Origin of the sequence: uncultured Cedecea sp. (assembly GCF_947498825.1) — a bacterium.
In the GTDB taxonomy this organism is placed as follows: domain Bacteria; phylum Pseudomonadota; class Gammaproteobacteria; order Enterobacterales; family Enterobacteriaceae; genus JGM124.
Genome location: NZ_CANMLV010000007.1, coordinates 58553 through 83502, shown reverse-complemented (window position 1 = coordinate 83502; position 24950 = coordinate 58553). Strand labels below are relative to the sequence as shown.

22 protein-coding genes and 2 pseudogenes are annotated in these 24950 nt (G+C 48.1%); 9 read left to right on the top strand and 15 right to left on the bottom strand.

Going from position 1 to position 24950, the window contains the following annotated elements:
- Window positions 1-9 precede the first annotated feature (9 nt).
- Complete coding sequence (locus Q1A40_RS10075) at window positions 10-1791, bottom strand: sigma-54-dependent Fis family transcriptional regulator (RefSeq protein WP_299999745.1); 1782 nt, start codon at window positions 1789-1791, stop codon at window positions 10-12.
- A gap of 280 nt (window positions 1792-2071) precedes the next feature.
- Here Q1A40_RS10075 and Q1A40_RS10070 point away from each other — a divergent pair, with 280 nt between their 5' ends.
- Window positions 2072-3592, top strand: a complete 1521-nt coding sequence (locus tag Q1A40_RS10070; protein ID WP_299999744.1) for an aldehyde dehydrogenase family protein — start codon at window positions 2072-2074, stop codon at window positions 3590-3592.
- A gap of 193 nt (window positions 3593-3785) precedes the next feature.
- Here the strand turns inward: Q1A40_RS10070 and Q1A40_RS10065 are convergent, their stop codons facing one another.
- The 4 genes from Q1A40_RS10065 to Q1A40_RS10050 all read right to left on the bottom strand — a co-directional run bounded on the left by Q1A40_RS10065 (window position 3786) and on the right by Q1A40_RS10050 (window position 11658).
- Complete coding sequence (locus Q1A40_RS10065) at window positions 3786-4946, bottom strand: DNA alkylation repair protein (RefSeq protein WP_299999742.1); 1161 nt, start codon at window positions 4944-4946, stop codon at window positions 3786-3788.
- Window positions 4947-5237: 291 nt separating this feature from the next.
- Window positions 5238-7376: a virulence factor SrfC family protein gene (locus tag Q1A40_RS10060; RefSeq protein ID WP_299999740.1), complete on the bottom strand. Its 2139-nt coding sequence runs from the start codon at window positions 7374-7376 to the stop codon at window positions 5238-5240.
- Complete coding sequence (locus Q1A40_RS10055) at window positions 7373-10345, bottom strand: virulence factor SrfB (protein WP_299999738.1); 2973 nt, start codon at window positions 10343-10345, stop codon at window positions 7373-7375. The genes Q1A40_RS10060 and Q1A40_RS10055 overlap by 4 nt, the downstream gene beginning before the upstream one ends.
- Window positions 10346-10347: 2 nt before the next feature.
- Window positions 10348-11658, bottom strand: coding sequence for an SrfA family protein (locus Q1A40_RS10050; protein WP_299999736.1), 1311 nt, complete (start codon window positions 11656-11658; stop codon window positions 10348-10350).
- 214 nt (window positions 11659-11872) lie between these two features.
- Here Q1A40_RS10050 and Q1A40_RS10045 point away from each other — a divergent pair, with 214 nt between their 5' ends.
- The gene (locus Q1A40_RS10045) at window positions 11873-12115 is read left to right on the top strand and encodes a DUF2526 family protein (protein ID WP_299999734.1); all 243 of its coding nucleotides are present in this window, start codon (window positions 11873-11875) and stop codon (window positions 12113-12115) included.
- Here Q1A40_RS10045 and Q1A40_RS10040 read toward each other — a convergent pair.
- Complete coding sequence (locus Q1A40_RS10040; protein WP_299999731.1) at window positions 12112-12735, bottom strand: LysE family translocator; 624 nt, start codon at window positions 12733-12735, stop codon at window positions 12112-12114. The two genes, Q1A40_RS10045 and Q1A40_RS10040, sit on opposite strands and share 4 nt — an antisense overlap.
- 112 nt (window positions 12736-12847) lie before the next feature.
- Between Q1A40_RS10040 and Q1A40_RS10035 the strand changes: the two genes are divergently transcribed.
- Together Q1A40_RS10035 and Q1A40_RS23175 are read left to right on the top strand one after the other, a co-directional pair.
- Complete coding sequence (locus tag Q1A40_RS10035; protein WP_299999729.1) at window positions 12848-13828, top strand: LysR substrate-binding domain-containing protein; 981 nt, start codon at window positions 12848-12850, stop codon at window positions 13826-13828.
- Window positions 13829-13838: 10 nt separating this feature from the next.
- Window positions 13839-15011, top strand: a complete 1173-nt coding sequence (locus Q1A40_RS23175; protein WP_367275740.1) for a GNAT family N-acetyltransferase — start codon at window positions 13839-13841, stop codon at window positions 15009-15011.
- A 130-nt stretch (window positions 15012-15141) separates the two neighbouring features.
- On the opposite strand, the gene marA is transcribed toward Q1A40_RS23175, so the two are convergent.
- A complete protein-coding gene (gene marA, locus Q1A40_RS10020) occupies window positions 15142-15525 on the bottom strand; it encodes an MDR efflux pump AcrAB transcriptional activator MarA (protein WP_299999727.1) in 384 nt (127 codons plus the stop codon).
- A 20-nt stretch (window positions 15526-15545) separates the two neighbouring features.
- Window positions 15546-15923 carry a MarR family transcriptional regulator gene (locus Q1A40_RS10015; RefSeq protein ID WP_299999978.1) on the bottom strand — a complete coding sequence of 126 codons (378 nt, stop codon included), beginning with the start codon at window positions 15921-15923 and terminating at the stop codon, window positions 15546-15548.
- 235 nt (window positions 15924-16158) lie between these two features.
- Between Q1A40_RS10015 and Q1A40_RS10010 the strand changes: the two genes are divergently transcribed.
- A complete protein-coding gene (locus Q1A40_RS10010; protein ID WP_299999724.1) occupies window positions 16159-16818 on the top strand; it encodes a MarC family NAAT transporter in 660 nt (219 codons plus the stop codon).
- Window positions 16819-16875: 57 nt separating this feature from the next.
- On the opposite strand, the gene Q1A40_RS10005 is transcribed toward Q1A40_RS10010, so the two are convergent.
- A complete protein-coding gene (locus tag Q1A40_RS10005) occupies window positions 16876-18084 on the bottom strand; it encodes a sugar transporter (protein WP_299999722.1) in 1209 nt (402 codons plus the stop codon).
- A 485-nt stretch (window positions 18085-18569) separates the two neighbouring features.
- Entirely contained in the window at window positions 18570-19022 is a 453-nt protein-coding gene (locus tag Q1A40_RS10000; protein WP_299999720.1) for an acyltransferase, read from the bottom strand.
- Between the two features lie 64 nt (window positions 19023-19086).
- On the opposite strand from Q1A40_RS10000, the pseudogene Q1A40_RS09995 reads away from it, so the two are divergent.
- Window positions 19087-19161: pseudogene (locus Q1A40_RS09995) on the top strand (IS1 family transposase); the annotation flags it as partial.
- Here the strand turns inward: Q1A40_RS09995 and Q1A40_RS09990 are convergent.
- Entirely contained in the window at window positions 19155-19727 is a 573-nt protein-coding gene (locus Q1A40_RS09990; RefSeq protein WP_299999719.1) for a recombinase family protein, read from the bottom strand. The pseudogene Q1A40_RS09995 and the gene Q1A40_RS09990 overlap by 7 nt on opposite strands.
- A 144-nt stretch (window positions 19728-19871) precedes the next feature.
- Window positions 19872-20036 (bottom strand): hypothetical protein, encoded by a 165-nt coding sequence (locus Q1A40_RS09985; protein ID WP_299999991.1) that lies wholly within the window; start codon window positions 20034-20036, stop codon window positions 19872-19874.
- A gap of 239 nt (window positions 20037-20275) precedes the next feature.
- Here Q1A40_RS09985 and glsB point away from each other — a divergent pair, with 239 nt between their 5' ends.
- Window positions 20276-21196 (top strand): glutaminase B, encoded by a 921-nt coding sequence (gene glsB, locus Q1A40_RS09980; protein ID WP_299999718.1) that lies wholly within the window; start codon window positions 20276-20278, stop codon window positions 21194-21196.
- 40 nt (window positions 21197-21236) lie between these two features.
- Here the strand turns inward: glsB and Q1A40_RS09975 are convergent, their stop codons facing one another.
- Window positions 21237-21359 (bottom strand): hypothetical protein, encoded by a 123-nt coding sequence (locus Q1A40_RS09975; protein WP_299999717.1) that lies wholly within the window; start codon window positions 21357-21359, stop codon window positions 21237-21239.
- Between the two features lie 334 nt (window positions 21360-21693).
- On the opposite strand from Q1A40_RS09975, the pseudogene Q1A40_RS09970 reads away from it, so the two are divergent.
- A pseudogene (locus Q1A40_RS09970) lies at window positions 21694-21821 on the top strand (IS3 family transposase); the annotation flags it as partial.
- Window positions 21822-22015: 194 nt separating this feature from the next.
- Here the strand turns inward: Q1A40_RS09970 and Q1A40_RS09965 are convergent.
- Both Q1A40_RS09965 and Q1A40_RS09960 read right to left on the bottom strand, forming a co-directional pair.
- On the bottom strand, window positions 22016-23008 hold the full coding sequence (locus Q1A40_RS09965; protein WP_299999716.1) for an alpha/beta fold hydrolase: 993 nt from the start codon (window positions 23006-23008) through the stop codon (window positions 22016-22018).
- A 13-nt stretch (window positions 23009-23021) separates the two neighbouring features.
- Complete coding sequence (locus Q1A40_RS09960; protein ID WP_299999715.1) at window positions 23022-23906, bottom strand: MBL fold metallo-hydrolase; 885 nt, start codon at window positions 23904-23906, stop codon at window positions 23022-23024.
- A gap of 126 nt (window positions 23907-24032) precedes the next feature.
- Between Q1A40_RS09960 and Q1A40_RS09955 the strand changes: the two genes are divergently transcribed.
- Entirely contained in the window at window positions 24033-24932 is a 900-nt protein-coding gene (locus Q1A40_RS09955; protein ID WP_299999714.1) for a LysR family transcriptional regulator, read from the top strand.
- The last annotated feature ends 18 nt before the right edge of the window (window positions 24933-24950 follow it).

Below are 24950 nucleotides of genomic sequence, written 5' to 3'. Positions count from 1 at the left end.
CGGCTGATTTTATTGTGTTTTTGTTTTTATTCCGCGCCGATAGAGAGTACTGCGGGCGACCCCTAACGCTTGTGCGGCTTTACTGATATTCCCTTTAAAGCGCTTTAAGGTCTCAGCGATTAAAGCCTCATCATGTCGTTGACGAATGGAGAGTGATTCTTCCTGTGGTGCTGACTGAAATTGTTCAGGCAGGCAACTGCAATCCAGCTGCTCGTTATCGTCAGCTAAAGCAAGCAAGACTTTAAGTAAACTACGGAGTTGTCGAATATTGCCGGGCCAGGGATACTGTGCAAGCTGTTCTGACAACTCTGGCATTAGCTGAATCCCCCTCCGGGCACCTCCCATTTCTTGCCACAATTGCAAAATAAAAGCCTGGGGTGCGGGCCATTCACGTAACGGGGGCAGGGTGAGTGAAAACTCCTGCAAACGGTACAGTAAGTCCTCCCGGAATTCACCGTTAGCCACTAATTGCGCTAAATTACGATGACTGGCGCAGATAACGGCAAAATCAACCGACCAGCTTTGACTGGAGCCTAAAGGTGCGACTTCTTTTTCCTGTAATACACGCAGCAAACGTGTCTGAAGCGCAAAGGGCATATCACCGATCTCATCAAGAAATAGTACGCCTCCGTCTGCCTCACGTATTTTACCGATATAACCATTTTTACTGGCGCCAGTAAAAGCTCCCGGCTGATAACCGAATAGCTCAGACTCAATCAATGATTCAGGAATGGCAGCGCAGTTGATAGCCACAAATTCACCCCGATACCAGCGGCTTTGCTGATGTAACCGACGACTGACAAACTCTTTTCCGGTTCCTGTTTCGCCTTGAATACAAAGAGAAATCCCTGCGTTAAGCAACCGAACCATTTTATCGTTTTCGTTTTGTAGGGGGAAGGTATCAACGGGCGGTCTGACAACGGGATGAATATTACGCAGAGGTTCACGCAAACGAAAATAGTACTGTTGTTGCTGTCTGGTTGTCAGCGGGAGAGGGACAGGAGTAGCCGCTTGTTTACACAGCGGGAATAATTGCTGAAAAGTGAGAGAACCAAACTGATCGAGGCGTAAATTAAGCTCCCGGATAGCAGTGCGATTAGCAGAGATTAACACATTGTCGGAAAATATCAGTAACAGCTCGTCAATACTATCAATGCCTTGTGGCTGAGGATGTAAACTCATTAGCCATTGATCGGGCTGCAGACTCTGTTTCATCCACAGATACTCAATCTGCTTGGCTGCGTCTTTGACCCAGGAGAGTGTATAAGGGTGGGAATAATGAGCGGGTCCGGAGATATCCAGCACGCCTGCAATTTGTCCATTTGGTGCCTGGAGCGTCATTGCTGCACAGTATAAATCCTGATTACTGGTGAGATAGTGCTGATGGGCAAAAATTTCACAGCCATCGGCGATAGCCAGCGAGGTACCGATAGCATTAGTTCCGCGCCCACATTCGCTCCATAAATTGCCGGGCGCCAGAGCAAAGCGTTGTACTTTTTGCAGCGCGCTGAGATCGCCAAAATTATTCAGCACTAAACCACTGGCATCTGACAGCACCACAACAGACTGTTTGGCGGCAATTTTCTCTGCCAGTGCCTTTACTACGGGCTGGGCAAATTGCTGCAGACTGGTATTGTTCGCGAGTTTATCAGCCAGTTCATTATGAGGAATGCGTGGCAAATCTCCTGCTTTTGGATCCAGGCCATATAGCTGACTACGAAGCCAGGAATCATTCAGTAACGGGGTTAACGCTATTTCAGGTGTACTGGCAACGGACTGATTTCCCAACATTAACAATCTCCGAACGAGCTCGAAAGTGTTGCGACATTGTAGCGGTTGGGTGTTTTTAATGTTGCGAGTCGCAACACAATTGCTAAATTGTTATTGTGAAGGATTGTAACAAAACAACAAGTCGAGACTTAATTCATTGATAAACAGATAAAAATAAATCCACAGGTGATCCGTTAAAAAACTGGCATGGCGCATGCAATAACATTGATGCCAAGCGATTACAGTCAAACTGTGATAGCTCACACTCTAATAAAAATGACCCTACAGTAAGGAGTTTGCGATGCGTTATGCTCATCCTGGTACACCTGGATCACTGGTTTCTTTTAAATCAGTTTATGGAAACTATATTGACGGTAAATTTGTTGAACCCGTCAACGGTCAGTATTTTATGAATACATCGCCCGTTAATGGCAGTGATATCGCCCAATTTCCACGGTCTGATGCCAGCGATATTAATGCGGCATTAGACGCAGCACATCGGGCTGCTGATGCCTGGGGTAAAACCAGCGCCCAGCATCGTGCTAATTTACTGTTACAACTGGCCGATCGTATTGAAGGAAATCTGGAATATTTAGCTGTTGCAGAGAGCTGGGATAATGGCAAACCGATTCGTGAAACCCTGAATGCAGATTTGCCCTTAGCGGTGGATCATTTCCGCTATTTTGCCGGTTGCCTGCGGGCGCAGGAAGGGAGCACGGCAGAGATTGACCAACACACTGTGGCTTACCATTTTCATGAACCATTAGGTGTCGTGGGGCAAATTATTCCGTGGAACTTTCCACTATTGATGGCAGCCTGGAAACTGGCTCCTGCACTGGCTGCTGGTAACTGCGTGGTACTCAAACCAGCGGAACAGACACCGCTGGGTATTACATTACTGCTGGAACTGGCAGGTGATATTTTCCCGGCAGGCGTTCTTAATGTCGTTCAGGGCTTTGGCCGTGAAGCGGGTGAAGCTCTGGCAACCAGCAAGCGTATTGCGAAAATAGCGTTTACTGGTTCTACGCCAGTCGGTCGTCATATTATGGCCTGTGCCGCGGAGAACATTATTCCCTGTACCGTTGAGTTAGGCGGCAAGTCACCGAATATCTATTTTGCCGATGTGATGCAAGGGGAAGAAGACTTTATCGATAAAGCTGTGGAAGGGTTAGTTCTGGGCTTCTTTAACCAGGGGGAAGTCTGTACCTGTCCGTCCCGGGCATTGATTCAGGAATCAATCTATGAATCCTTTATGGAACGCGTGATGGCGAAAGTTGCGAATATTCGTCGTGGCGATCCTCTGGACACAGATACCATGATCGGTGCTCAGGCATCACGTCAGCAGTTCGATAAAATTCTCTCTTATATTGATATCGCCCGTGAAGAAGGCGGTAAGATCCTCACAGGAGGTGGACGAGCCTCAATAAAACCTGATCTCGACAATGGCTATTATATCCAGCCAACGTTGATTAAAGGTGAGAACCAAATGCGTTGCTTCCAGGAAGAAATTTTTGGCCCGGTCATCGGAATTACGACCTTTAAAACGGAGTCAGAAGCGCTGGCGATTGCCAATGAAACGCAATTCGGACTTGGGGCAGGGGTATGGACACGGGATACTAACCTTGCTTATCGCATGGGGCGTAATATTAAAGCAGGCCGTGTCTGGACAAACTGCTACCATATTTACCCGGCCCATGCCGCATTTGGCGGCTATAAGCAGTCAGGCGTAGGGCGTGAAACCCATAAAATGGCATTAAACCAGTATCAGAATACGAAAAACTTGCTGGTGAGCTATGACACTAAGCCGTTGGGTCTGTTCTGAGAATGATTGAGTAGAAAGCTTCAGGCAGGTTTACGCCCTGCCTGAAGCTAACCAAGTAAAGGTGTTTTATAAAATGCTAAAAAAAAGGCGAAAAGTTTGTTTTTTCAGCATAAATGGATAGTTTTCACCTTGGGTGGTCTGAAATTTTACCGGGGTTATAATTTTTCATTCAACATTTTATGCTGTTCGAACTTCAGTTAATTTTACCTGTTTTATCATCTGTTGCCTCAGCCAGTTCAAGAAGCCATTCCTCCTTATGAAGAACCTTTCCATTCACTTGAATCTCAATATATTGAATACCTTCATAGTACTGACGGGTCGTGATTTTTTTAATGGTATGTTTTTTATCGATACGGATGACACTGTCGGGAGGTAACGAAAACGTGCGTAACTTAAAAACCTTGGGAGATGTCGTGTTATTCGCTTTCATAAAATGAAGAATATAGTCCAGGACGATATTCTGTGGCTGGTCACTGAGAGAACGAAGCTGCGTGGTGAACTCCAGGCTTTCATTCAGTCTGATCTTTCGTTTTTTTACCGTAAATTCAGTAAGTTCTACCTTTGCTCCAAATTGAACGCCAATAAGAGACAGTGCTCCCGGATGGCCTGCTTTGATAAGCGTTCGTAAAGCCTGTTTGATGATCCAGTCAATGTTTTTAAGTCCTGCGGGAGAAGCCTGCTGCTTCCAGCGGGTTAATAACTGAATGACGTAGTCAGGATTATCTTTGGTAATATCATTCAGGTGGTTGGCAACACTTTTTCTGACGTAGAGTTCAGGATCAAATTTTAACGCCTCTAAAATCTCTCGGGTTGCACTTGGATCCTGAATAAAAGCGGGTAGTAGTTCTCCCCAGGGAACCCTTGGTCGGGTTCCTTCTGACGCCCATCTACGAATATCCACATTCTCACTTCTGGCGCAATCAAGCAGAAACATCATGGTTTGCTGTGGATAGCGTTTGATAAAAGGGCGCACTGCCCATTCAGAGGTAAAAAACTGGGTGACAATGGCTAAGGCATCTAATGATATATCAGGGTATTCAATACCATAGGTCTGAATAAACTCAGCAATCGGCCAGACAGAAAACCCTCTGAGTTGATTATCCTTAAGGACTGATATCAGAATATTTAAGGCATCGGGATAGTTTTCAGGCAGCTCCGCGGCGAGGGTATCGCGTATCAGGTGAACCCTGGCTTTCATTTCTCTGTCCGTTAACAGCGGTGCGATAGCCAGAAATGCCGCAGAGTGAAATGAAGGTAAATAGCGACTGATTGAAGCAGCCATTTGCTGTAGCAAAGCCTCGTTAAACGCGTGTTTAAAGGCATTTTCATTACTGTTCTCAGTGATATTACTCATTTGATGCAGGCCTTGACTCGTTGGTAGCAGGTATAGCTAAAGTGCGAATGCATGGAGGCTTAGGTGGCGGAATGCTTTCAAAACCAGGATATTTAGATAAAACCTATACTATCACGATTAAAGATTCAGAAGGTTCTTCTTAATATCGTTTTAGGGAAGATCTCAGCATCGCTCATCAAAATATGATAACCCGCTCACGGAGCGGGTTCCTCACACCTTAATGGTTAAAAGGCAGCCATATAATCCAAACTGATGCCTTTATGGTATCCAGGCTATTCTTGAGTACAACGGTTACGCCAGTAATTTTAACAGCGTCTGGTGGTGGTGTTTGCTTAGGCTGCCAGGTGCCTGATAGTCGCTATTTTCGCGGCCCCTGGTATACAGGGCCACCAGCCAGTCATAGGCATAGCTGACGTTTGTTCGCTGGGGTTGTTCACCCAGTTTACTCAAGCGTTGATTAATATCCAGACGACTGACCGGTGCAAAAATGGCTTGTTGCTTATTAATACGGCTTAACGGGCGCTGGTTGTAAGGGGTACCAGCATAACCGAGCCAGGCAACAAAATCGCCCAACGCACTATGACTGCGTGCTACGGCAAGTTCCCGGTTCGGTTCGTCGCTGACGCTTTCCAGTTGCGCCGGTAATCCGAGTCGATAGCTGGCGATGATTAATATCTCGCACAATGTGTGCCACTGCTCAGGTTCCAGTAACGACGACAGGCTGGTTTCAGTTGAGTGTAACGGGGTGCGCAGATGATTGAGCCACAGATGATAAATTGCGTTACTGTAAGATCTTTTATCAGGATGGGGCGCCTCATCAAGCTCCTCATCGGCGAATAGATCAATCTTTAGTTCCGGACTTTCTGGTCTGGCTTGTTCTTGCTGATAAGTTTGTAACCAACATTGATTCAATGCCTCGCGGGAAGGTACCAGGCAAGCCAGCAAGGAGCCCAGTTGCAGCACCTGTGTTTGTAGTGTCCTCACCAGAACTTCAGCCTGCTGGCGCAGCTCTTCAGGTGTGAGCAAATGTACGTCGCGCAGACTACGGAATAAATTCCGGGCCTGTTTCTCTAATGCCAGATTCAAACCGGCCAGACGCTGAGTTTTACGTTCAGGTGTAAGAGCGCCTTGCAGCCAGTCGCGTAGCAAGTGTAAATTCCGAGTGTCCTGCGCCTGCAAAGTACCCCAACGCGTGCGAGCCGTTCCCACTCGCCGCTGAACTCCCTCATCCAGATTTACGCCATTTTTAAAACGTGAGTCTGCTGACGTAATGGCCCAAATGAGGCCGGGACGACCGTCGTTGCCGGAAATCTGAGTACTGTCTATCCAGCGGTTTAACCTGTCAGCTGTCGTCTGAGTCTCGCGTACGTGCAGTACGGCATTGCAAACCAGTAAAATATCCACTTGCAGGCGGTGAGTGTATAAATCGAGTTGGTGCGTTGGAATATCCAGTAAATCAACACCGGAAAGCAGGGGGGCTGATTTTGGCGTCAGAATCACTTCAGCACAAATCCGCGCTAAGTCTTGCTGCGAGACACTGAGAGGCGGTAGTGCGACCCCTTTGATCAGAGAGCAAACCTGCACATCGTTTGACTGCTGGTGGTGGTGAGGGTTGATGGGTGTCAAAAAACCTTCAACAGGCAACATAAAGCTGTCTACTACCAGGCTTGCCGGGGCAAGAATATGCTGAGGATGGCCGAGTTGTTCCAGTAACAGAGCGAGACGAAACCACTCTTGCGTTAAACGACTTTCTTCGTTCCAGAGCAATGAATACAGTTCAGCCCGATCGTTCAGGCTCAATCGTGGTGCCAGTGCGCTTATTCGGGCTTCCAGTGTTTCACTGAACCTGGCGCGACGTGGCTGTAAACGTCGGTATTCTTGCAAAACCCGAGCAATATCTTCTTCATAATCAGTATCGGGGGGATCGGCCTGGCAACGCGTTTCCAGCTCGCTTAAGCGTTGTGATATCAGACTGGGTAGCAGCGTGCGTGAGTCAGAACTTTGCAAATAATCTTTGATAAACAGATAAACCAGTTCGCATTCACTGAGTAAGGCCAGCCGCAATGGATACTGGGGAAGTTCAACGGACGGTGGAGTTTGGCTGAAACGTACTGCCATTGAAGTTGGGGTATTACCAGGATTAATATGCGTCAGATAATCGAAAGATTTATCGCCCAGCATAATTTCTATTCGCTCATTAGCCGGGCGTTGTAACGCCGCCAGTAAGTGATTTTTACCCGCCTGAGCATGGCCATAAAACCCCAGAGTGAGAGGCTGCTGGTACAAGGCGTTAACACAGCGGGAGCGTGATTTTATCCGTTGCAAGTTGATAGTCAGGCTGTCAGCCTGATGGTCGACTTGGCGGCTCAAGGCTCGGGTTTGCGTGACCCAGTCTGTCAGTGCGTTAAGGGTGTTTATCGTCGGATTCATTTGCGGTATACACTCCCGTTATCAATCCAGTAGTGCATCGCACCGTTGTCGCCGTTGGCGAGAGTGTTCAGTTTAAAACTGAGTTGTTCCAGCGGAACCGGTGTGCCATCTGATAACCAGGCTTTGGCGAGAGCGAAAGATTCCGCATCATGGGTCTGTTTCAGGGCCACATTAAGGACATTGTCACCGGCAACCGCTTTAGCCAGATGCGGTGAGTTAATGGCTAAGGTATATAACGAGGTCGCTGGCCAGCGGGCATTATCCAGTTGCCGGAAGCCCAGGCGGACATTGCCCCGTAAGGGGAAGTGAAGCTCCGAGGGAAGTTTTCCCTGTGGGGTATCCAAGTCGATATCCCGATACCAGACATTTTCATCACGCAGATGATTGGTTTCTTCAAGCACGCCAAGATAGCGGATCGTGGAATATGCCTGAATATCTGCGGCCTTAAAATTAAAGTGGGGCAGACGTAAATCACTCGCCAGACTATAGAGCATCGCGCCGACGGCGGCGGTTGATTTCGGATTACCGCGCGTATCGGTATTGGTAAACGGACAGCCTTCCTGTGTCTGGTAATTATCGAGCCAGACCATACGGTTGACCGGTACCGGCTGGAGATGACGCAACTGCTCCTGAATACCCGGCAAGGCACCAGAGCGTCCGGTAATCAACAGGACATCACAACAGTAGAGATTAATAACCTCACACAGTGACTGGAGTGGAGAGGTTAAAGAAAATTTTCCGCTCACTAATGCTTCTTTGAGCTGCGCAATATCCGCTTGCAATGGCACCTTCATAATATCAAAGGGGATTGCACAGGCGTCCTGAGCCTGTTGTACGGCCTGCTGGATATAGCTGATCACGTTCTCAGTGAGCGGCTGTGTGAGCAGTTCACCAAAAGTACTCTCCAGAATTGCGTTCGGATTTTCTTCCCCGTACTTTTCCCAGAACGATAAAATAGCATGTCCCAGTGGGATAAAGAGCTGGAGTGTGGTTTGCTGACGCAGAATGGCATGGCTCTCCTGACGGGTAGCCTCGCCAAACAGCATGTTCATCAATCCGCTGGCGTCGGTAACGCCTGAACGTTGAATTGCGTTTTGTAGTGATGGCAGGACGCTATACTGAATAATATCCAGCAGCACATCATCTCCGGCCACCTTAAAACCTTCGCGGAAAAGCAATCTGGGGGTGATTTTAACATTCCGGCCGCGACCTTCATCCAGCTGGTACTGAACAATCGCCATATCGGTGGTACCACCGCCAATATCCACTGAGGCAACGCGTAATGTTTTGCCGGGTTCTGTGGCATCATCGTCAATCAGTCTGTCGGCGCGCGCCAGTGTTGCAAAAAATTGTTCGGTCTGTCCGGCATAATTGACGATAGCTTCATGATACAGCCATACCAGCTGCCCGCAGGTTGCTTCATCCCATTCCATTTGCACTTGTGGGATCGGACGTTTACTCCGCTGGTGGGCATCGCTGGCGTTAAAGTCATCATCGACGGGGTGCCAGTCCAGTGCTTTCCAGACCAGACCCACTGCTTCCTGCATTCTGAGCCGGAATAATTCCCGCTCAGGTTTTGGCATTGCTGAAGGCAGGGTCAGAATAAGATTGCGCAAATGACGAGGTGCAGCAGGATGATTCATATTTTGCCGCGAACTGACGCTATTCATTTGCATTAAGGCTTGTGCCAGCAGTTCACATAACATCAAAGTCATCAGCGAACTACGGCTATATTGTGCTGAGAAGACAGGAAGGCGTTCTTCAATCGGTAAGGTATAAAGCGGCTGACCGTCATCATTCATTAGCGACATCAAGGGCAAGGCTGTCGCCTGAGGTTCACGTTGTGTTCTGGTATTAAGCTGACTGAATCGCCAGTTCTGATGTGCCGGGCTGGTATCCCATAAATAACGACGTGGACTTGAAATACCACTTTCCCCTTCGGTTCCAAGACGCTGACAGGCGAGGCGATGAGCCTCATCACCAACGCGAACGATCGAAGGCCAGATAAAGGCATCATGACGGCCACTTTCCAGGGAGCAATGCTGCTTGCCAAACCGGGCTTCGCTGAATTCGAGTCTGCTGGTAAACATCGGAGGATTCACTCGGTACGGCTCCCCCAGAGAGCGGATTTGTAGCTCAGCGGTCTGACGTAACCCTTCGTTTTCTGCACCATGATCCTCAATCAAAATTCCGCAGGTATGGGTATTGCCCACATCAAGCACCAGATCTACAGGTATCGCTTCAGCATGCAATGTTGCAGTGACAATTTTTACCTCGGGTATGGCAAGCTGTGTCCCGAGCATTTCCAGAATATTGAGATAGTGCCCCTGATATTCAAACAGTTTCAGGGCTCGTGTCAGCGAACTATCATCCATTGCGGCGTTATCGCGGTAAAAATGACAGAACACTTCCCGCAGCCAGCCATCAACCCAAGTGTTATCGAGAAAATGGTTCAAACTGTCATCACGCCAGGCAAGTGCAAACCGGGTCCCGTTACCAATATCACTGATATCCGGCGCCAGAGAAGGGCCGTTCTGTGCGGTTGCTATTCTGGTATCGAGAGCAATGGTCACCCGGACAGTATTTCCGGCATTATCAGGCTCATCAAGAGTACAGACCTGGACGCGCGCCCAGTTATCCGGCCCACCTGTAAATATATGTGAAGCATTAATACGCAAAAAAGGTAACGGTAACCAGACGTTATTCAGAACTTGCAACGAATGAGTCAGTGAAAGCGTGGTTTCGGGTTTTACCACTTCCGGAGCACTGCCTTTCTCACCGGGAAGCGTGAATTTTCCGGGAATAACATCATAGTTAACCCGAAGCAGCGGACCATTTGCTGTCTGACGGACAAAACGTCCGGCGCAGGTATCCTGCCACTGTGGGGTTAACCCAAAATCGAGAAACTGAATGCCACTATTCTCTATGAGTGTGACATCAGATTTATAGTTAAACAGTGTGGCCAGCATAATTAATTACTCACTTTTTGAAAGGTGATCGGAACCTGGTTGTCACCTTCGTAGCGACCGGTACATTCCGCCACGCCGTTGATGCCCGCTTTACAGGATATTTCTGGTAAGGCATGGCGTGTTCCGTCATTGCAACGCGCACTGCCACGGGTTTTGATCATTAATATTCCCGACTGATGCAGTCCGGAGAATATCTGCGCCTGACAGGTGACGTTGTCACTATTGGTGAGATGTACGGTGCCTTTATTATTCATAATTCGGTAACGTAACGTTGGAGGCTTACCGGCGACAGGATCACTAAACTGAGCACGTGCCAGCCATGTGCCGTTAAGGAATTTGGTTGATCCCATTCTTAATTCATCTGCCGGTAGCATTAGGGTGCCTTTGGATACCGGCGGCGATAAGACTTCCGGGACAGGCGCTTCAACGACGACAGGTGGTATCACGGTAGCCTGCATCAGCGGTAACGTACTCGGGGGAGGCTGTGCTTCGGATATCGGTTCAACAGGTTCAGTAATGGGAGGGAGGCCGACGTCTGGCGTTGCAAGCGTCTCTTCTTTCGACTGTAACCAGGGTATCAGATAACTACCACCAGCCAACACCAACAATAGCGCGAGAAGCGCGGCTGCGGATATCCAACGGCGGTATGTCCGGGGAACGGTTTTCTCTGCAGGTACAACAGAAGGACCTGGAGTCAATTCAGATGCAACAGTATAAAGAGCAAGATCAGGTAGATGGGCAGGTTCAGCTGTACTGGCTTTTTCGCTAACGGCGGCAGTTTCAACCGGGCGCGGGGTCGATGGTGTTAAGTGCTCGCGAGGTTTTTGGAGCTGCAGGCACGCCAAACTGTTTTCCCGGAGGGGCTCGTTTTGATTAACAAATCCCCAAAAGGTAATGACTGGTTTATCATCAACCAGATAGATATATTGGCTGGCGGGGAACTGTAATATTTTCGTCAGCAGTGAACCAAACAGCTGTAAGGCAGTTTTATCGCTGCGCAGGCATTGGCTACTCAGCAACGTTATGTTTGTCCGACAATGTTCAAGATAACGTAAGGCGCCAGTACGCTGTTCCTCACTGGCCGCTAACCAGCTGGTGATATGTCCCGGATTAGGCGCGTACCAGTCAATACGGCTACCACTGTCATTGATTTGTGGAATAGCCAAGGCATCAGCGATGGCCTGTTGGTTGCGCAAACGTAAGGTTTCACGGATTTGCCAGGCCGAATCAAATACTGCCTGGCCATTTTCTCCCAGAGCCAGAAAGTCGTCCGGGCATCCGCTGCGCAATAATGAGTTTATCACTTTATCCATCCTGCTTTTGAAAGCACATTGAGCACTATCTTCAATATGTCTATTTTATTGACTCTTCCTTAAGTCAAACGGCTAAAGAAGCGATGAAATTGACGAATTATCAGGCTATTGAATAGAGGGGATGTAATGAGAATAGTTTTTGGGCTACAGGATAGCCGTTAACTCTGGTCACTTTGGGTATATAATGACGACAGATTTTAATAAGGAGTAAACCATGGCACATCTGGATGATATTATTCAGCAGGTTGATGAAACCCTCGCACGTCATATTATTTTTGAAATGAATACCTTGCTAATTGCTCTTAGTAATGACGGGGAACTCACGCGCGAGGATCGCTATACTCAACAGCAACGACTCCGCTTTGCCATTGCGCAGAAAGGCCACGGGCATCACCGCTCCCAGGAAGATGAGGATGCCCGCCGCGAACGGTTGACCAAAGATGGCGAGATCATTTAACGCGCGAGTGCTCGAAAAATAGTCCAGACGTTATAAGCTCCACCCGCGCAGGCTATCGCCAGCAGTATCCAGGATGATAACAGCGAGATTGTTCGCTGGTGCTGGATTTTGACCCAGCGTTTAATCGCCAGAATATAAAAAGAGAGTACGGCAAAATCCAGCCCTGTCCAGACCAGTGCCAGCACCAGAACACTGGTACTGAAACTGGCTGTCACTGGGATAAACTGCGGGAAAAAAGCCATAAAAAAGAGAATATCTTTAGGGTTTGATAATCCGGTAATAAAGCCTCCCCAAACGCCTTTGCTCTGCACTGTTAACGGCTGTTCCGCCGAACTGGCCGGGGACAAAATACCCTGCCGTGCGATATAGCCAATATAGATACAGCCGGGAATACCCAGCAATGCCAGACTCAGTTCGCTGAGCGACATCACACCACTTAGCATCAAAATGGCGGCCGCCATCAGAACTAACGACGCTGCATTTGTACCTGCCAGAGTTGAAAATGCCCGGCGGCTTCCGTCGCGGGTGGTCACGCTGGTTATCAGGGCGACTACAGGACCGGGAGTCATAATTAACAGTAATACTGCCAGGATATAGGCGCTTAATAACGGGATATTCATTCGGTCTGTTCCTGCATTAAATAAGAGGCAAATTATTACGTCATCCCGGTCAGTTGAAAAACGGATAAAACTGCGCTTCAATGTGAGTTAAACTCAATAAAGGGTGTCTGTTATGTCGCTTCCTCCGTTATATGCGCTGAGAGCCTTCGAATCAGCGGCGCGCATGGGTTCTTTCAGTAAAGCGGCGATGCTACTTAATGTCACCCCGGGGGCCATTAGCCGGCATATTCGTACGCTGGAACAGTGGTTTGACTGCCAGTTATTTATGCGTATGGGGCCGAAGGTTGAAATTACCCAGGCAGGTCGAAGGCTGGCAGCGCAGCTTGAAGAGGGGTTTTCTCAGCTGGAACGCGCCTGTGATGCGTTCCGAAGCCACCAACAGGAAATACGCTTAAAAGCTCCCTCAACATTGACCTTAAGCTGGCTGTTAAACACATTGCGTACCTTTCGTGAGTCTGACTCAACACCTGAAGTGCAGGTTACCAGTGTCTGGATGGATACAGACAGTGTCGATTTTGCCAGGGAGCCTTATGACTGCGCCATTTTATTGGGTAGCGGGCAGTTTGGTGACGACACGGAAAGCCATCATTTGTTTGATGAGTGGTTGATACCTGTTTGTTCTCCGGGCATGGTGAGTCAGGCTCAGCAGAACTTATCTGACTGTGAGTTAATCCATCCTTCACCTGATGGCAGAGACTGGCGGCGGTGGGTCAAACAGAGTGGGAGATTTGCCGGGCTAAATCTGACCCGTGGTATTGTGTTTGATACGCTTGAACAAGGAAACCTGGCGGCGATTAGCGGACATGGCGTGTCGGTCGGCGATCTGCTGCTCAGCTTGAATGCCATTCACAGTGGAATGTTAGCCTTGCCGTTTCCTGAAACGATAGCAACCGGTGAGAGCTACTATTTTGTCTGTCAAAAAGGCACCTTTGCGCATAAAAATAACCTACAGCTTTATCATCATCTGAAAACCTGTGTTCCCGCTGATTATCCCGCTAATCTGCAATGGCTGCCGAAGACATCTTCGGTCGTTTCTGCTGGCGTAGCTGCCAGGTCAGATAACTCATCACCGTCCACCGATTTTAGCGTATAAGGAGGTTACATTGTCACTTGCTCTCAATGAATTCCAACAACCTATTGGCTTGCCGCTACCAAACTGGCAGCCGTGCGATTTGCCGCAACGGGTTACCCTCGAAGGACGTTATTGTCGGCTGGAAGCGCTTGATGTTGCGCGTCACGGCAGCGCACTCTGGGAAGCCTGGCAGCAGGCTCCGGATAACAGCGGCTGGACCTATCTGAGTATCGGCCCTTTTAGTACACGTGAGGCTTTTATTGAGTATTTGCACCAGGCGGCCAGCAGTCAGGATCCTTTTCATTTTGCGGTGGTTGATAATAACAGCGGTCTGGCGACAGGCACGTTTTCTCTTATGCGCATTGATCCAAACAATGGCACGGTTGAAGCAGGTTTTGTGATCTTTTCACCTTTGCTACAGCGTACTGTTCAGGCAACCGAGGCCCATTTCTTACTGATGAAATATGCCTTCGAAACGCTGGGCTTTCGTCGTTATGAGTGGAAATGTGACAGCTTAAACGCGCCTTCGCGTCGGGCTGCATTACGTCTCGGATTTCGTTATGAAGGACTGTTCCGCAATGCGGTCATTTATAAACAACGGACCCGCGATACTGCTTGGTTCTCGATTATTGCCGACGAATGGCCCCGTATAAAAGCAGGGTTTGAGGCTTGGCTCAGTGTCGATAATATCGTGCAAGGTATTCAAAAAGTCGGTCTGGCAAAACTCCGTGATACGGGGGGGCAGACTGCATCTCACCGAAGTCTGACTCTTCGCGCGCTGACTGCTGAGGACCTTCAGCAATGGACGATACTGTGGCAGGGTTATCTGACCTTTTATGAGTCCGATTTACCCGCATCAGTGAGTGCCTTGACGTGGGAGCGTTTGGGCGATCCTTCTGAGCCAATAAGGGGTATTGCGGCTTTTGATGAAAAAGGCGTGATGCTCGGCTTTACGCACTTTATCTATCATCGTAGTAGCTGGTCTGCAACCCACTATTGCTACTTAGAAGATTTGTTTACTGCACCGGATGCCAGAGGCAAAGGGGTGGCACGAGCATTGATTGAGGCCGTGCGTGTTCAGGCGATGGCCGATAATTGCAGCCGGTTGTACTGGCATACCCATGAAAACAACATTCTGGCTCAGGCATTGTATGAGCGTGTGGCGACGCAGTCTGGCTTTATTCAGTACCGTAAGGGATTATAAAACGTATCGCTTATTCGTCAGGGCTCAGTTGCCTGGGCTCTGTCTGCTGATAAGTGGTTGACCTGAGCATGTATTACGGACAGGTCACCAGCTTAATCGCGACTGTTTTTTATTCATCAGAAGGGGAAAACTAACTACAGCACTGGTTAATCGGTAGAATATATTTCTTATCTTCAGCCATTCTGGCTACGCGATATTTATGCGGCGGCACCGAAAAATAATTTTTAAAGGTACGTGTCAGAGTCTGCTGAGACTCGAAACCATAGCTTTCAGCTAAATATAAAATCGGTTCATCGCTTTCTTGCAATTTCAGTGCAATTTCCGTCAGCTTACGGTTACGAATATATTGCCCCAGAGAGTATCCCGTCTCTTTTTTGAACATCCGTTGCAGGTGCCATTTTGAGTAACCCGAACGCTGTGAAACTTTCTCCAGTGATAGGGGGGCTTGTAGATTATTTTCTATCCAGTCTAAAATACTGTGAATAGTAATGGTATCGTTGTTCTGTCTGGACATTATTCTACCTCTTTGCAGGTTTACGGCAGTATCTTGGTAAGTAACTTATAGAGTGTATCGACTTCATCCTGGTGCAGATTTTTTGTCAGCTCGTTATGCATACTTAATCCCACTGTACAATGACATTGCTGACAAAGAGCACGACCTTCAGGCGTTAAACTGATAAGTATTCCACGTTTGTCTTTAGGATTCGGGACGCGTTGCACCCAGCCTTTGCATGACAAGCGATCCAGCATACGTGTTAATGCGCCAAGATCGACGGAAAGAGCCTTTTTTAACTCTACCGGGGAAAGGCTGCCTTGATGATGAATAGAGCACAGCACTTTAAATTGAGCGGCAGTAATATCCAGCGTACATAATGCATCGTTTAACAAACGTTCAGCGTGCTGATTGACCATATGGATCAATCGGCCCAGCGGGATAATTTCGTTAAACAAATCACAGTTACTGTCACGACTCAAAATGTTTGCCCAGGCAAGTAGTTAGTAACGTCAGATACTATTCATGATGAAACTATATGTCAATCTGCGGCAGCCCCGGATGCCACAAATAGCTAAAAAACCAAAAATGGTGCTAAAATTGATGTTAAAACACTAAGTTAAACTGAAAACTCTCGCTAACAAGGGACATTAAATGATGGAATTATTTCGGGCAATAGGTCTCGGACTGGTTGTTTTATTACCCCTGGCTAACCCATTAACGACGATTGCGTTGTTCCTGGGACTGGCGGGCAATATGAATAAACAGCAACGTAACCGCATTGCTGTGATGACTGCGATTAACGTCTTTGCCATTATGATGGTTGCTTACTATGCCGGTCAGGTAGTAATGAATACCTTTGGTATTTCTATTCCCGGACTCCGTGTTGCGGGGGGGCTTATCGTTGCATTCATTGGTTTCAGAATGTTATTCCCGGCGCCTAAATTGCAGCATACCGGTGCTTCTGCGAATGAGCAAAATGACGAGCCTGATACCAATATTGCCTTTGTACCACTGGCAATGCCAAGCACCGCCGGGCCGGGTACGATTGCGATGATAATCAGTTCCGCTTCCACAGTCAGACAGAGCAATGATTTTCCTGCCTGGGTACTGGATGCCGCACCGCCGCTTATTTTTCTGATAATTGGTTTGATTCTGTGGATTAGTTTACGCAGTTCGGGTTCCATTATGCGCATCGTGGGTAAAGGAGGAATTGATGCAATTTCACGGCTGATGGGGTTCTTGCTGGTGTGTATGGGCGTTCAGTTTATTATCAACGGCATTCTTGAAATCGTTAAAACCTATCCTGCCTGATCCTGCTCGTTAGCCTGGTCTCCCGGCATGAGTGGGAGACCAGCGCTTCTTTTTAAACTATGCCTGAATCTGTGCCTGAGGCTGCTCCTCTTCTGACTTGGACGTCCAAATCCGAAAGATTAACACGGACAAAATGAATGCTGCCAGGACCGGTATCGCACCGACATACCCAATTTCTGCCATAGAGAAATGCAGACTGACCTGGTTGCCTAACAGCGCTCCGGCACCTATGCCGATATTAAAGATACCGGAGAATAAAGACATTGAGACATCTGTTGCGTCCGATGCCAGTGACAGGATTTGCACCTGCATGGTGAGGGTTATGGTCATCACTGCGACTCCCCAGAATACACAAAGTACCATCAGCGGCACTTCACCCACTGCGGCAGGCAGCAGTAACACCAGACAAATCAGTAACAGACCAATCGCACCACTGAGTAGTTGTGAGGCATACTTATTACCCAGTTTACTGAAGACGATGCTGCCAATAATGCCCGCAGCGCCGAGGATCAGTAATAACAGCGTGGCAAAATTTGCGCTCAGTCCGGCAATATTTTGTACGAAGGGCTCGATATAACTATAAGCGGTATAATGTCCGGTGACGACAATAGCTACCAGCAGGTAAAGACTCATCAGAGCTGGGCGGCGGAGCAGCAACGGTAAACTTGCCAGTGAACCTGAACGTTCACTCGGCAGTTGCGGCAGCAGACGCACCAGGCAAATCAGTGTCAGGGTTGCAATTATTCCAATACCCAGGAAAGTGGTTCGCCAGCTAAAGTACTGTCCGACAATGCGGCCAAGCGGTAAGCCCAGCACCATGGCCAGTGCAGTACCGGTCGCAATCAAACTTAGTGCCTGGGCTTTTTTACCCGCAGGAGCCATACGTAAAGCAAGCGATGCGGTGATTGACCAGAAGATAGCATGAGCAAAAGCCACGCCAATACGACTGATGATAAGCACAGTAAAGTTCCATGACAGGAACGACAGGATATGGCTTGCAATAAAGACGATAAAAATAGCAATCAATAAACGGCGGCGTTCCACTTTCCCGGTTAATAACATAAAGGGCAGGGATGTCAGCGCCACTATCCAAGCGTAAATAGTCAGCATGATACCAACCTGCGCGGTTTCCATATCAAAGCTTTGGGCAATATCTGACAATAAACCGATAGGAACAAATTCGGTGGTATTAAAGATAAAGGCGGCGACGGAGAGCATAAGCACCCGCAGCCACGCAGTTTTGCGAGACACTGTATTTGACGGCATATAAAATTCTGGCAGGTTGGTCAGTAAGAAGTGGTGAAATGATAGGCTGCTATTGACCGCCATTCAACTGATTTTGTGATTTACATCTCATATTTTTATCGTTGTAAAATGTGACGCTGTCACTAAAAAGAAATAGTCGATGCATAACCACAGTTATACGATAAAAATGGGGACGTGACAGAGGTTTAGCCGTTAAAAGCTATGCTAATTTTATTGCCTGAAGGAGCATAAACACAGGCCGTATACGTGACTGCAAAGATGATTCGGTGCGCCGTGAAAATCGCCGCCGTGACTTATAGCGGTCTGGTTAAAGCTTTGACTTCAACGTGCGATTTCACTCTGAATTCAACTATCGTTCTTTTTTGAAGTTTGATTAAATCAAAATGCCAGAAACTGCAGACGTTTAATAATCTCTTCATCCAGAGGCAGACAGCGAAAATCAGTCATAATTTGTAATTCTGTCGCTGAGTTTATGGCGCTAATTTTCATAATGTTCTGATCAGCCTTGCCGGGTTTCCTGCATAAATGCCTTTGATCTCAATCGGCTTCACCACAACTGAACCCGCACCAATAACGGAGCCGCTGCATATATACGGTGACAGAATGGTGGCTCCGCTGCCCACAGTAACCGAATCACCTAGGGAAATGGTGATCCAGTTATCAGGTGACGGATCCGGCGCACCAGACCGAAACAGATCGTTGGCAAACGTCACGTTATGACCAATGAAGCAGTTCTCCCCCAGTGATACGTTTTCACAGATAAACGTGTGCGACTGTATCCGGCTTCCACTGCCAATAACACAGCCTTTCTGTATCTCAACGAAGGGGCCGACAAATACATTGTCCCTGAGTTCACATTCATAAATGTTGGCAGGTTTGACAATACGAACATTAGTCCCGTGAACCACATCCCGGACAGCACATTCCATAAATTTCATACAAATACTTCCTTCAAATACTTCCTTCAAATACTGATGACCCATACTGGAATTGTTGTGGTAAGTGTCGTTCTCAAAGTCGGTGGAACTGCATGACAAAGCCATTGGGCATTATCTGAACATAAAACATTATCAGTAAGTTGAAGTCACACCCCGATTCTGCTCTTCGAGAATTTTATAGACAGTGGAACGTGCAATGCTGAGTTGATGAGAAATATAAGTTGCACCAATACCTTTCTGATGGAGTTCCAGAACGGCATCCCTGTCTACACTTCGCTTGCGTCCGAATTTGATGCCTTTAAGCTTCGCCTCCTGCCTGCCTTCATTAGTGCGCTCAAGAATTCTTTGGCGTTCGGCCTGTGCTACAGCTGAAAGAATAGTGAGCACCATTTGTCCCATTGGTCCGTCGGTGCTAATCCCGTCATCAATGAACCGGACTGCAACGCCTTGAGTATCGAATGCTTTTATCAGGTGAATCATATCAGTAGTGTCGCGGCCAAGACGGTCGAGTTTTTTTACCAATATGACGTCGCCTTCCTCCACCTTCATTCGCAGCATGTCTAGACCTTCTCTGTCGGTAGAGATGTCCGATGCTTTATCTGTAAATATACGATTGGCTTTCACCCCAGCGTCTCTGAGCACCCCGATCTGAATATCGAGTGACTGCTGGCTGGTAGAGACCCGCGCATAACCAAAAAGTCGCATATAAATGTACCTTAAATCGAATATCAGACACCTTATGTCTATTATGGCAAAAATACGATTAATAGACAGCCTATGCTTTCCGTTTTATGTTGTCTGATAATTTATATTATTTCGAACGATTGCGGGATTGTTAATAAATAACCGTCAGGCAAGCAGGCCGATATGCCCGTCGATTTTCTGACCACTGAGCAGGAACAGCGAAACAAACCCGAATGACAAGTTGGAGGCAAGATCCCCGAAGCCATAGCCTATTTTTTCCCGAATACTGACCTTCACGTAGCTGTCAGAGGCAATTTCTATTGTTTTCATTATTATTCACTTATGCTGGTTGGCGTGTTAATGAGTATACCGGGGACAGAAATAGCGGCTTTCCAGCCTTTGTTTAAACAATTCCGATTTTTTGCTTTGTTACGGTGTTGTGATAAGTATCACAGAGAGGCTTTATATGTTGCTTCATCCATTCTCCTGTCAGTCCTGTCATCTGCTGCTAAGATTTCCACTGCTCTGCTATAATCTGCCAGTTTATCTTATTGACTCAGGAGTTTAGAGTGCCGGTATTAGACAATCAGTTACTGGAAGATATCCTCAATCAGGTTCGCCACTTAGTGGGAAAGGGCCGTGTTGCGGACTATATCCCGGCTCTTGCGGCAGTCCATGGCGATAAACTCGGCATAGCAGTCTGTTCTGTGGAGGGGGAACTTTTCACAGCCGGTGATGCTAATGAACGTTTTTCCATTCAGTCGATATCAAAAGTGCTGAGTCTGGCGCTGGCTATGGAGCGTTACGATGAGCATGAGATCTGGCAAAAAGTGGGCAAGGAACCTTCCGGTCAGCCTTTTAACTCATTGTTACAACTGGAAATCGAGCAGGGGAAGCCGCGAAATCCGTTTATCAATGCTGGCGCACTGGTCATTTGTGACATGTTGCAAACACGATTGAGTGCACCTAAGCAACGTATGCTGGAGGTCGTGCGGAATTTATCGGAGGCCGGGGATTTAATCTATGATGTGCAAGTCGCACGTTCAGAATTTGAACATTCAGCACGTAATGCGGCTATTGCCTGGTTAATGAAATCATTTGGTAATTTTGATAATGATGTCACTACCGTACTACAAACCTATTTTCATTACTGCGCCCTCAGTATGAGTTGTCTGGAATTAGCCAAGACATTTGTATTTCTGGCTAATCAGGGACAAACTTTACACGGGAAGCAGATTATTCCTGCGGAGCATGCGAGACAAATTAACGCCATGATGATGACCAGTGGCATGTACGATGGTGCGGGTGAGTTCGCTTATCGGGTCGGGCTGCCGGGGAAATCTGGTGTGGGTGGTGGGATTATTGCTATTGTGCCTAATGCGTTTTCAATAGCGGTCTGGTGTCCTGAACTGGATACGTCTGGCAACTCTTTAGCAGGAACTGCTGCGTTGGAAATTTTATCCAAGCGAATGGGGCGTTCTATTTTTTAGCCTTAAAGTATGACCAATGCAGTGAGATATGAATTGTCTGTCAGATACCCAACGTATTGGCGGCTAAGCGCAGCCAGAGCAGCGCAACAATGCTGACTGTCACCATAACTGCTGCGAGAATAACAGCGATAAATATCCGTTCTGACCAGGTTTTTTTCTGCATCACCTCTCCATTTTTTAAATCATCAGGAAGCCCAATATAAAACAAAGAATGTAAACACGGAGTAAACCTGATCTCGCTTATCACTATAGCAATACCCTCTTTGGATTAATGGATCTAATCTGTAAACATGTTGAAACTCCCCGAGAAATACTTGCAGTATCTCAAATAATCACTGATGAATTGCGGGTGGGCGTGTTCTTATTAACGTTCACTTACCATCATCACAATATCAACGAGGCCTGGAATGTCAGTGAGGCCCCGCCGGAACCAGAAGTATCACGACGATGGTCACGGCAAAGGGCGTAAAACTCGGTCGATGGCTGGCCGGTCGACTGATGAAAGAGCTGAGTATAGCCAGTTGTCAGATACAGGCAGATGTTGTGGCGCTATCGGATAGCACAGAGTATGAGCTGCCGGGGAAACTGCTGGGATAATAGCCCAATGGAGCGGTTCTTCCGTAGTACGTCGGTGGTACGAAAGCCGGGATGAAAGGCTAACACAACCGCAACCGACGTGATATGACGCCAGTACTGGACGCCACGCGGGAAGCCGAAAGCCGCCTGAGATAACGGGGAATAGCTGAAGAGCAGGGAATAGTCCTCGACGTTTGCCATCCTTCCATAATTCCCCGTCAGTCCAGCCAGACTTTGACTGGGTTATCGTCCTTTCCCGCTGTTCATCAACGATGATACCGATATAAAATCCGTCAGGGCGTGGATTGCCAATAAACGATTTTTTTCCAATATCAGCATGTGTGTCGCTTCACCTATTTCCAACCAGCGTTTTTCTGGTGAGCCCGTGGCTCGCAGAAACCATGCCTGCGCCAGATCAATAGGGACATCAATATCCCATTCGCCGTGGATCAGAATAACGGGGACCCGTATATTTTCCGGCTGGTAGTAAGGTTTATTGGCTGTCCAATATTCCCGGATATCCTGAATAGGACCATTACCTGATTTAAACGAGGTATCAGCACGCAATTCGGCGTCCGGTTCCGCAGATAAGGTCTGCTTGATCCAGGCGTCAAAGGTTCCTTCAGGGATCAGACCGTCACGTTTGTCGGCAGGCACTGCGCTGAGCCAGTGTCGTTTAGCCGCATGCATATTAACGATGCGCCAAGCGCCCAATTCTTCCCCGGTATCAATGGGAACCGGTTTATTGCTGAGCCATTGTGGCGCAAGTAGGCCAAGACTGCGCACTGTTTCATTATTTCTCGCCGTATAGGTTGCAGCAATGGTGCCTCCCCAGGACATACCAAAAATATTAAGCTGTTTCAGTTGTCGGGTGCGCAACAGGAAGTCTGCAGCATAGGTGAAATCGCGCACCGCCGTTTCGGTACGGCCCACCGGTAAACCTAGCTGTGCCGGCTGTGTCATCGCCTGGGAGCGGGTTGAACCGCCATAGCCCCGCACATCGACGGCGTATACATCGAATCCGGCGCAAGCCAGATGATCCATAAAGGACTTTCCCTCCACTGGGGTATCATAAAGGCTGCCGGACGAATATGTTGCCCCGTGCACCATTAATAAGGTGTTTGACTCATCATAGGTCCGGTTTTTATCCGGACATTTTCTGATAAGGTTCAGCGTTATACCGGCAGTATCAGAAGGGATCAAAAAGTTTTCGCTGAAAATTTCCTGCTTAGACATGCTTGTGCCTCATCTATAATGATAACCACTGTAATTGGCCTTCAGCATTCGCTTCGATCTTGCCTGCTGAGGTACCGGGAAAATGGGTCGTGAAAACGGTTGCCCGTGTCGCTACGGCGAACTCCAGCGCTTTGCGGCGCGAATGCAGGGATTGTTCGGGAAATTCACAAAAAACCGAATTCCACTGCGGAAGCGCTATTTGTAGCGGATGATGCATGATGTCTCCCCAGAAAAAGGCCGTTTCTCCTTCTGAGGTAAAACTCAGCGACAGGTGATCGTAACTATGTCCCGGTGTTGAATGGAGCTTAAAACCTTCCAGTGGAAAATCGTCATCACCGTTTATCAGCATCCCCATACCGGCGGCAATAATCGGAGCTACGCTGTCTTCATGGACGAATTCGCTCGGCTGACGTACGTTGTTAGGATCTGCGTAAAAAACAAATTCTTTTTGCGAAAATATATAGCGGGCGTTAGGAAAGGTCGGCACCCAGCGGCCCCCGTTCAGCATCGTATTCCAGCCAACGTGATCGACATGCAGATGGGTATTGAAGATATAATCCACCTGCTCCGGCTCGATGCCCGCTTCACGTAGCCGGACGAGATACGGCACATCCAACTGGTGGAACAGCAGGTTGCGCGGCCGTGATTTTCCATTACCGGACGCCGTATCAATCAGCAGGGTAAGACCATCAACTTGCAGCAACCAGCTATGGGTACTTTGGGCCAGAGAGGAAAACTCGCCGGAAAAACAGTATGCCGGCAATGTCTTTGCCGCATCTTGCGCGATATCATCCTGCCATTGCGGATAGAGAAACGATCCCGCTACGTTTTCCAAGGCCAGCTCCGGGATTTTGCTTATCCGCGCGCGGCCGATTTTATGCGTCGTAATAGCAGACATAACTTTACTCACCTTAATGTTCAACATATAACAGGTTTTATACTTGCCGATTTATCCCCGCAGAACAAGATAGGCGAAAGGGATGGATGGTTGTTGATTTTGCAACGATAGTCTGAGGAAAACAGATTGGATAGGCTTACAATGATGCGCTCTTTCGTCCGGGTGGTGGATTCCGGCTCTTTTGTCAGTGCAGCCAGGCTGCTCAATATACCTAAATCGACCATCACTCGGCATATCCAAGCGCTGGAACATGATCTGGGCACAAAGCTGCTGAACCGTACTTCACGTACGCTAAATCTGACCGAACAGGGGCAGATTTATTATCAGGGGACGTTACGGCTGCTTGAAAACCTCGATACTCTGGATAGCAACATTCAGATGTCTGCCATGCAACCGCGAGGAAAAGTCCGTGTAGAAGTGCCGAATGCTCTAGCCTATTGTCTGGTGATACCGGCGTTGCCTGATTTTCTGGCACGTTATCCTGATATCCAGCTTGAGCTTAGTGTAGGCAACCGGACGGTCAATCTGATCGAACAGAATATTGATTGCGTTATACGGATTGGAGAGTTGTATAACGACGCACTGATTGCCCGTTCTTTAGGGGAGCTGGCACAGGTGACCTGCGCCAGCCGTACCTATATTGAACGCAGCGGACAGCCGGCGCATCCTGTCGATCTGGCTCAGGGGCATACACTGATACAGATTATTTCCCCCCGAACCGGTCTGAAGGTGATCAATGAACTTTATCGCGACAGACAGGTGGAAAGAATAAGCTCGCAGTGGCAACTTGCCGTTAATGATTCAATGGCCGCGAGTACGGCCGCGCTTCACGGTTTAGGCGTGGTGACGACATACCGCTTTCTGGTTGAGGAATACCTGTCAAGCGGGCAAATGGTTGAACTGTTTTCTGACTGGAATATCCAGCGTATACCGGTACATATCGCCTGGCCGGAAAATCGCCAGCTGCCCTCTAAAGTTCGCATTTTTATTGAATGGGCCAGAAATTTGTTCAACCAAGGGGAGTGAGATGTAGGCATCCCCTCC

Excerpts from the sequence above, each read along its gene's own strand:
- Q1A40_RS10045 (WP_299999734.1), top strand. The coding sequence starts at position 11,873 with ATGGCACATCTGGATGATATTATTCAGCAGGTTGATGAAACCCTCGCA.
- marA (WP_299999727.1), bottom strand. The coding sequence starts at position 15,525 with ATGTCCAGACAGAACAACGATACCATTACTATTCACAGTATTTTAGAC.
- Q1A40_RS10055 (WP_299999738.1), bottom strand. The coding sequence starts at position 10,345 with ATGCTGGCCACACTGTTTAACTATAAATCTGATGTCACACTCATAGAG.
- Q1A40_RS09990 (WP_299999719.1), bottom strand. The coding sequence starts at position 19,727 with ATGCGACTTTTTGGTTATGCGCGGGTCTCTACCAGCCAGCAGTCACTC.
- Q1A40_RS10000 (WP_299999720.1), bottom strand. The coding sequence starts at position 19,022 with ATGAAATTTATGGAATGTGCTGTCCGGGATGTGGTTCACGGGACTAAT.
- Q1A40_RS10005 (WP_299999722.1), bottom strand. The coding sequence starts at position 18,084 with ATGCCGTCAAATACAGTGTCTCGCAAAACTGCGTGGCTGCGGGTGCTT.
- Q1A40_RS10035 (WP_299999729.1), top strand. The coding sequence starts at position 12,848 with ATGTCGCTTCCTCCGTTATATGCGCTGAGAGCCTTCGAATCAGCGGCG.
- Q1A40_RS09965 (WP_299999716.1), bottom strand. The coding sequence starts at position 23,008 with ATGTCTAAGCAGGAAATTTTCAGCGAAAACTTTTTGATCCCTTCTGAT.
- Q1A40_RS09975 (WP_299999717.1), bottom strand. The coding sequence starts at position 21,359 with ATGCAGAAAAAAACCTGGTCAGAACGGATATTTATCGCTGTTATTCTC.
- Q1A40_RS10010 (WP_299999724.1), top strand. The coding sequence starts at position 16,159 with ATGATGGAATTATTTCGGGCAATAGGTCTCGGACTGGTTGTTTTATTA.
- Q1A40_RS10065 (WP_299999742.1), bottom strand. The coding sequence starts at position 4,946 with ATGAGTAATATCACTGAGAACAGTAATGAAAATGCCTTTAAACACGCG.
- Q1A40_RS10075 (WP_299999745.1), bottom strand. The coding sequence starts at position 1,791 with ATGTTGGGAAATCAGTCCGTTGCCAGTACACCTGAAATAGCGTTAACC.
- Q1A40_RS10050 (WP_299999736.1), bottom strand. The coding sequence starts at position 11,658 with ATGGATAAAGTGATAAACTCATTATTGCGCAGCGGATGCCCGGACGAC.
- Q1A40_RS10040 (WP_299999731.1), bottom strand. The coding sequence starts at position 12,735 with ATGAATATCCCGTTATTAAGCGCCTATATCCTGGCAGTATTACTGTTA.
- Q1A40_RS09985 (WP_299999991.1), bottom strand. The coding sequence starts at position 20,036 with ATGAAAACAATAGAAATTGCCTCTGACAGCTACGTGAAGGTCAGTATT.
- Q1A40_RS10015 (WP_299999978.1), bottom strand. The coding sequence starts at position 15,923 with ATGGTCAATCAGCACGCTGAACGTTTGTTAAACGATGCATTATGTACG.
- Q1A40_RS10060 (WP_299999740.1), bottom strand. The coding sequence starts at position 7,376 with ATGAATCCGACGATAAACACCCTTAACGCACTGACAGACTGGGTCACG.
- Q1A40_RS10070 (WP_299999744.1), top strand. The coding sequence starts at position 2,072 with ATGCGTTATGCTCATCCTGGTACACCTGGATCACTGGTTTCTTTTAAA.
- Q1A40_RS09960 (WP_299999715.1), bottom strand. The coding sequence starts at position 23,906 with ATGTCTGCTATTACGACGCATAAAATCGGCCGCGCGCGGATAAGCAAA.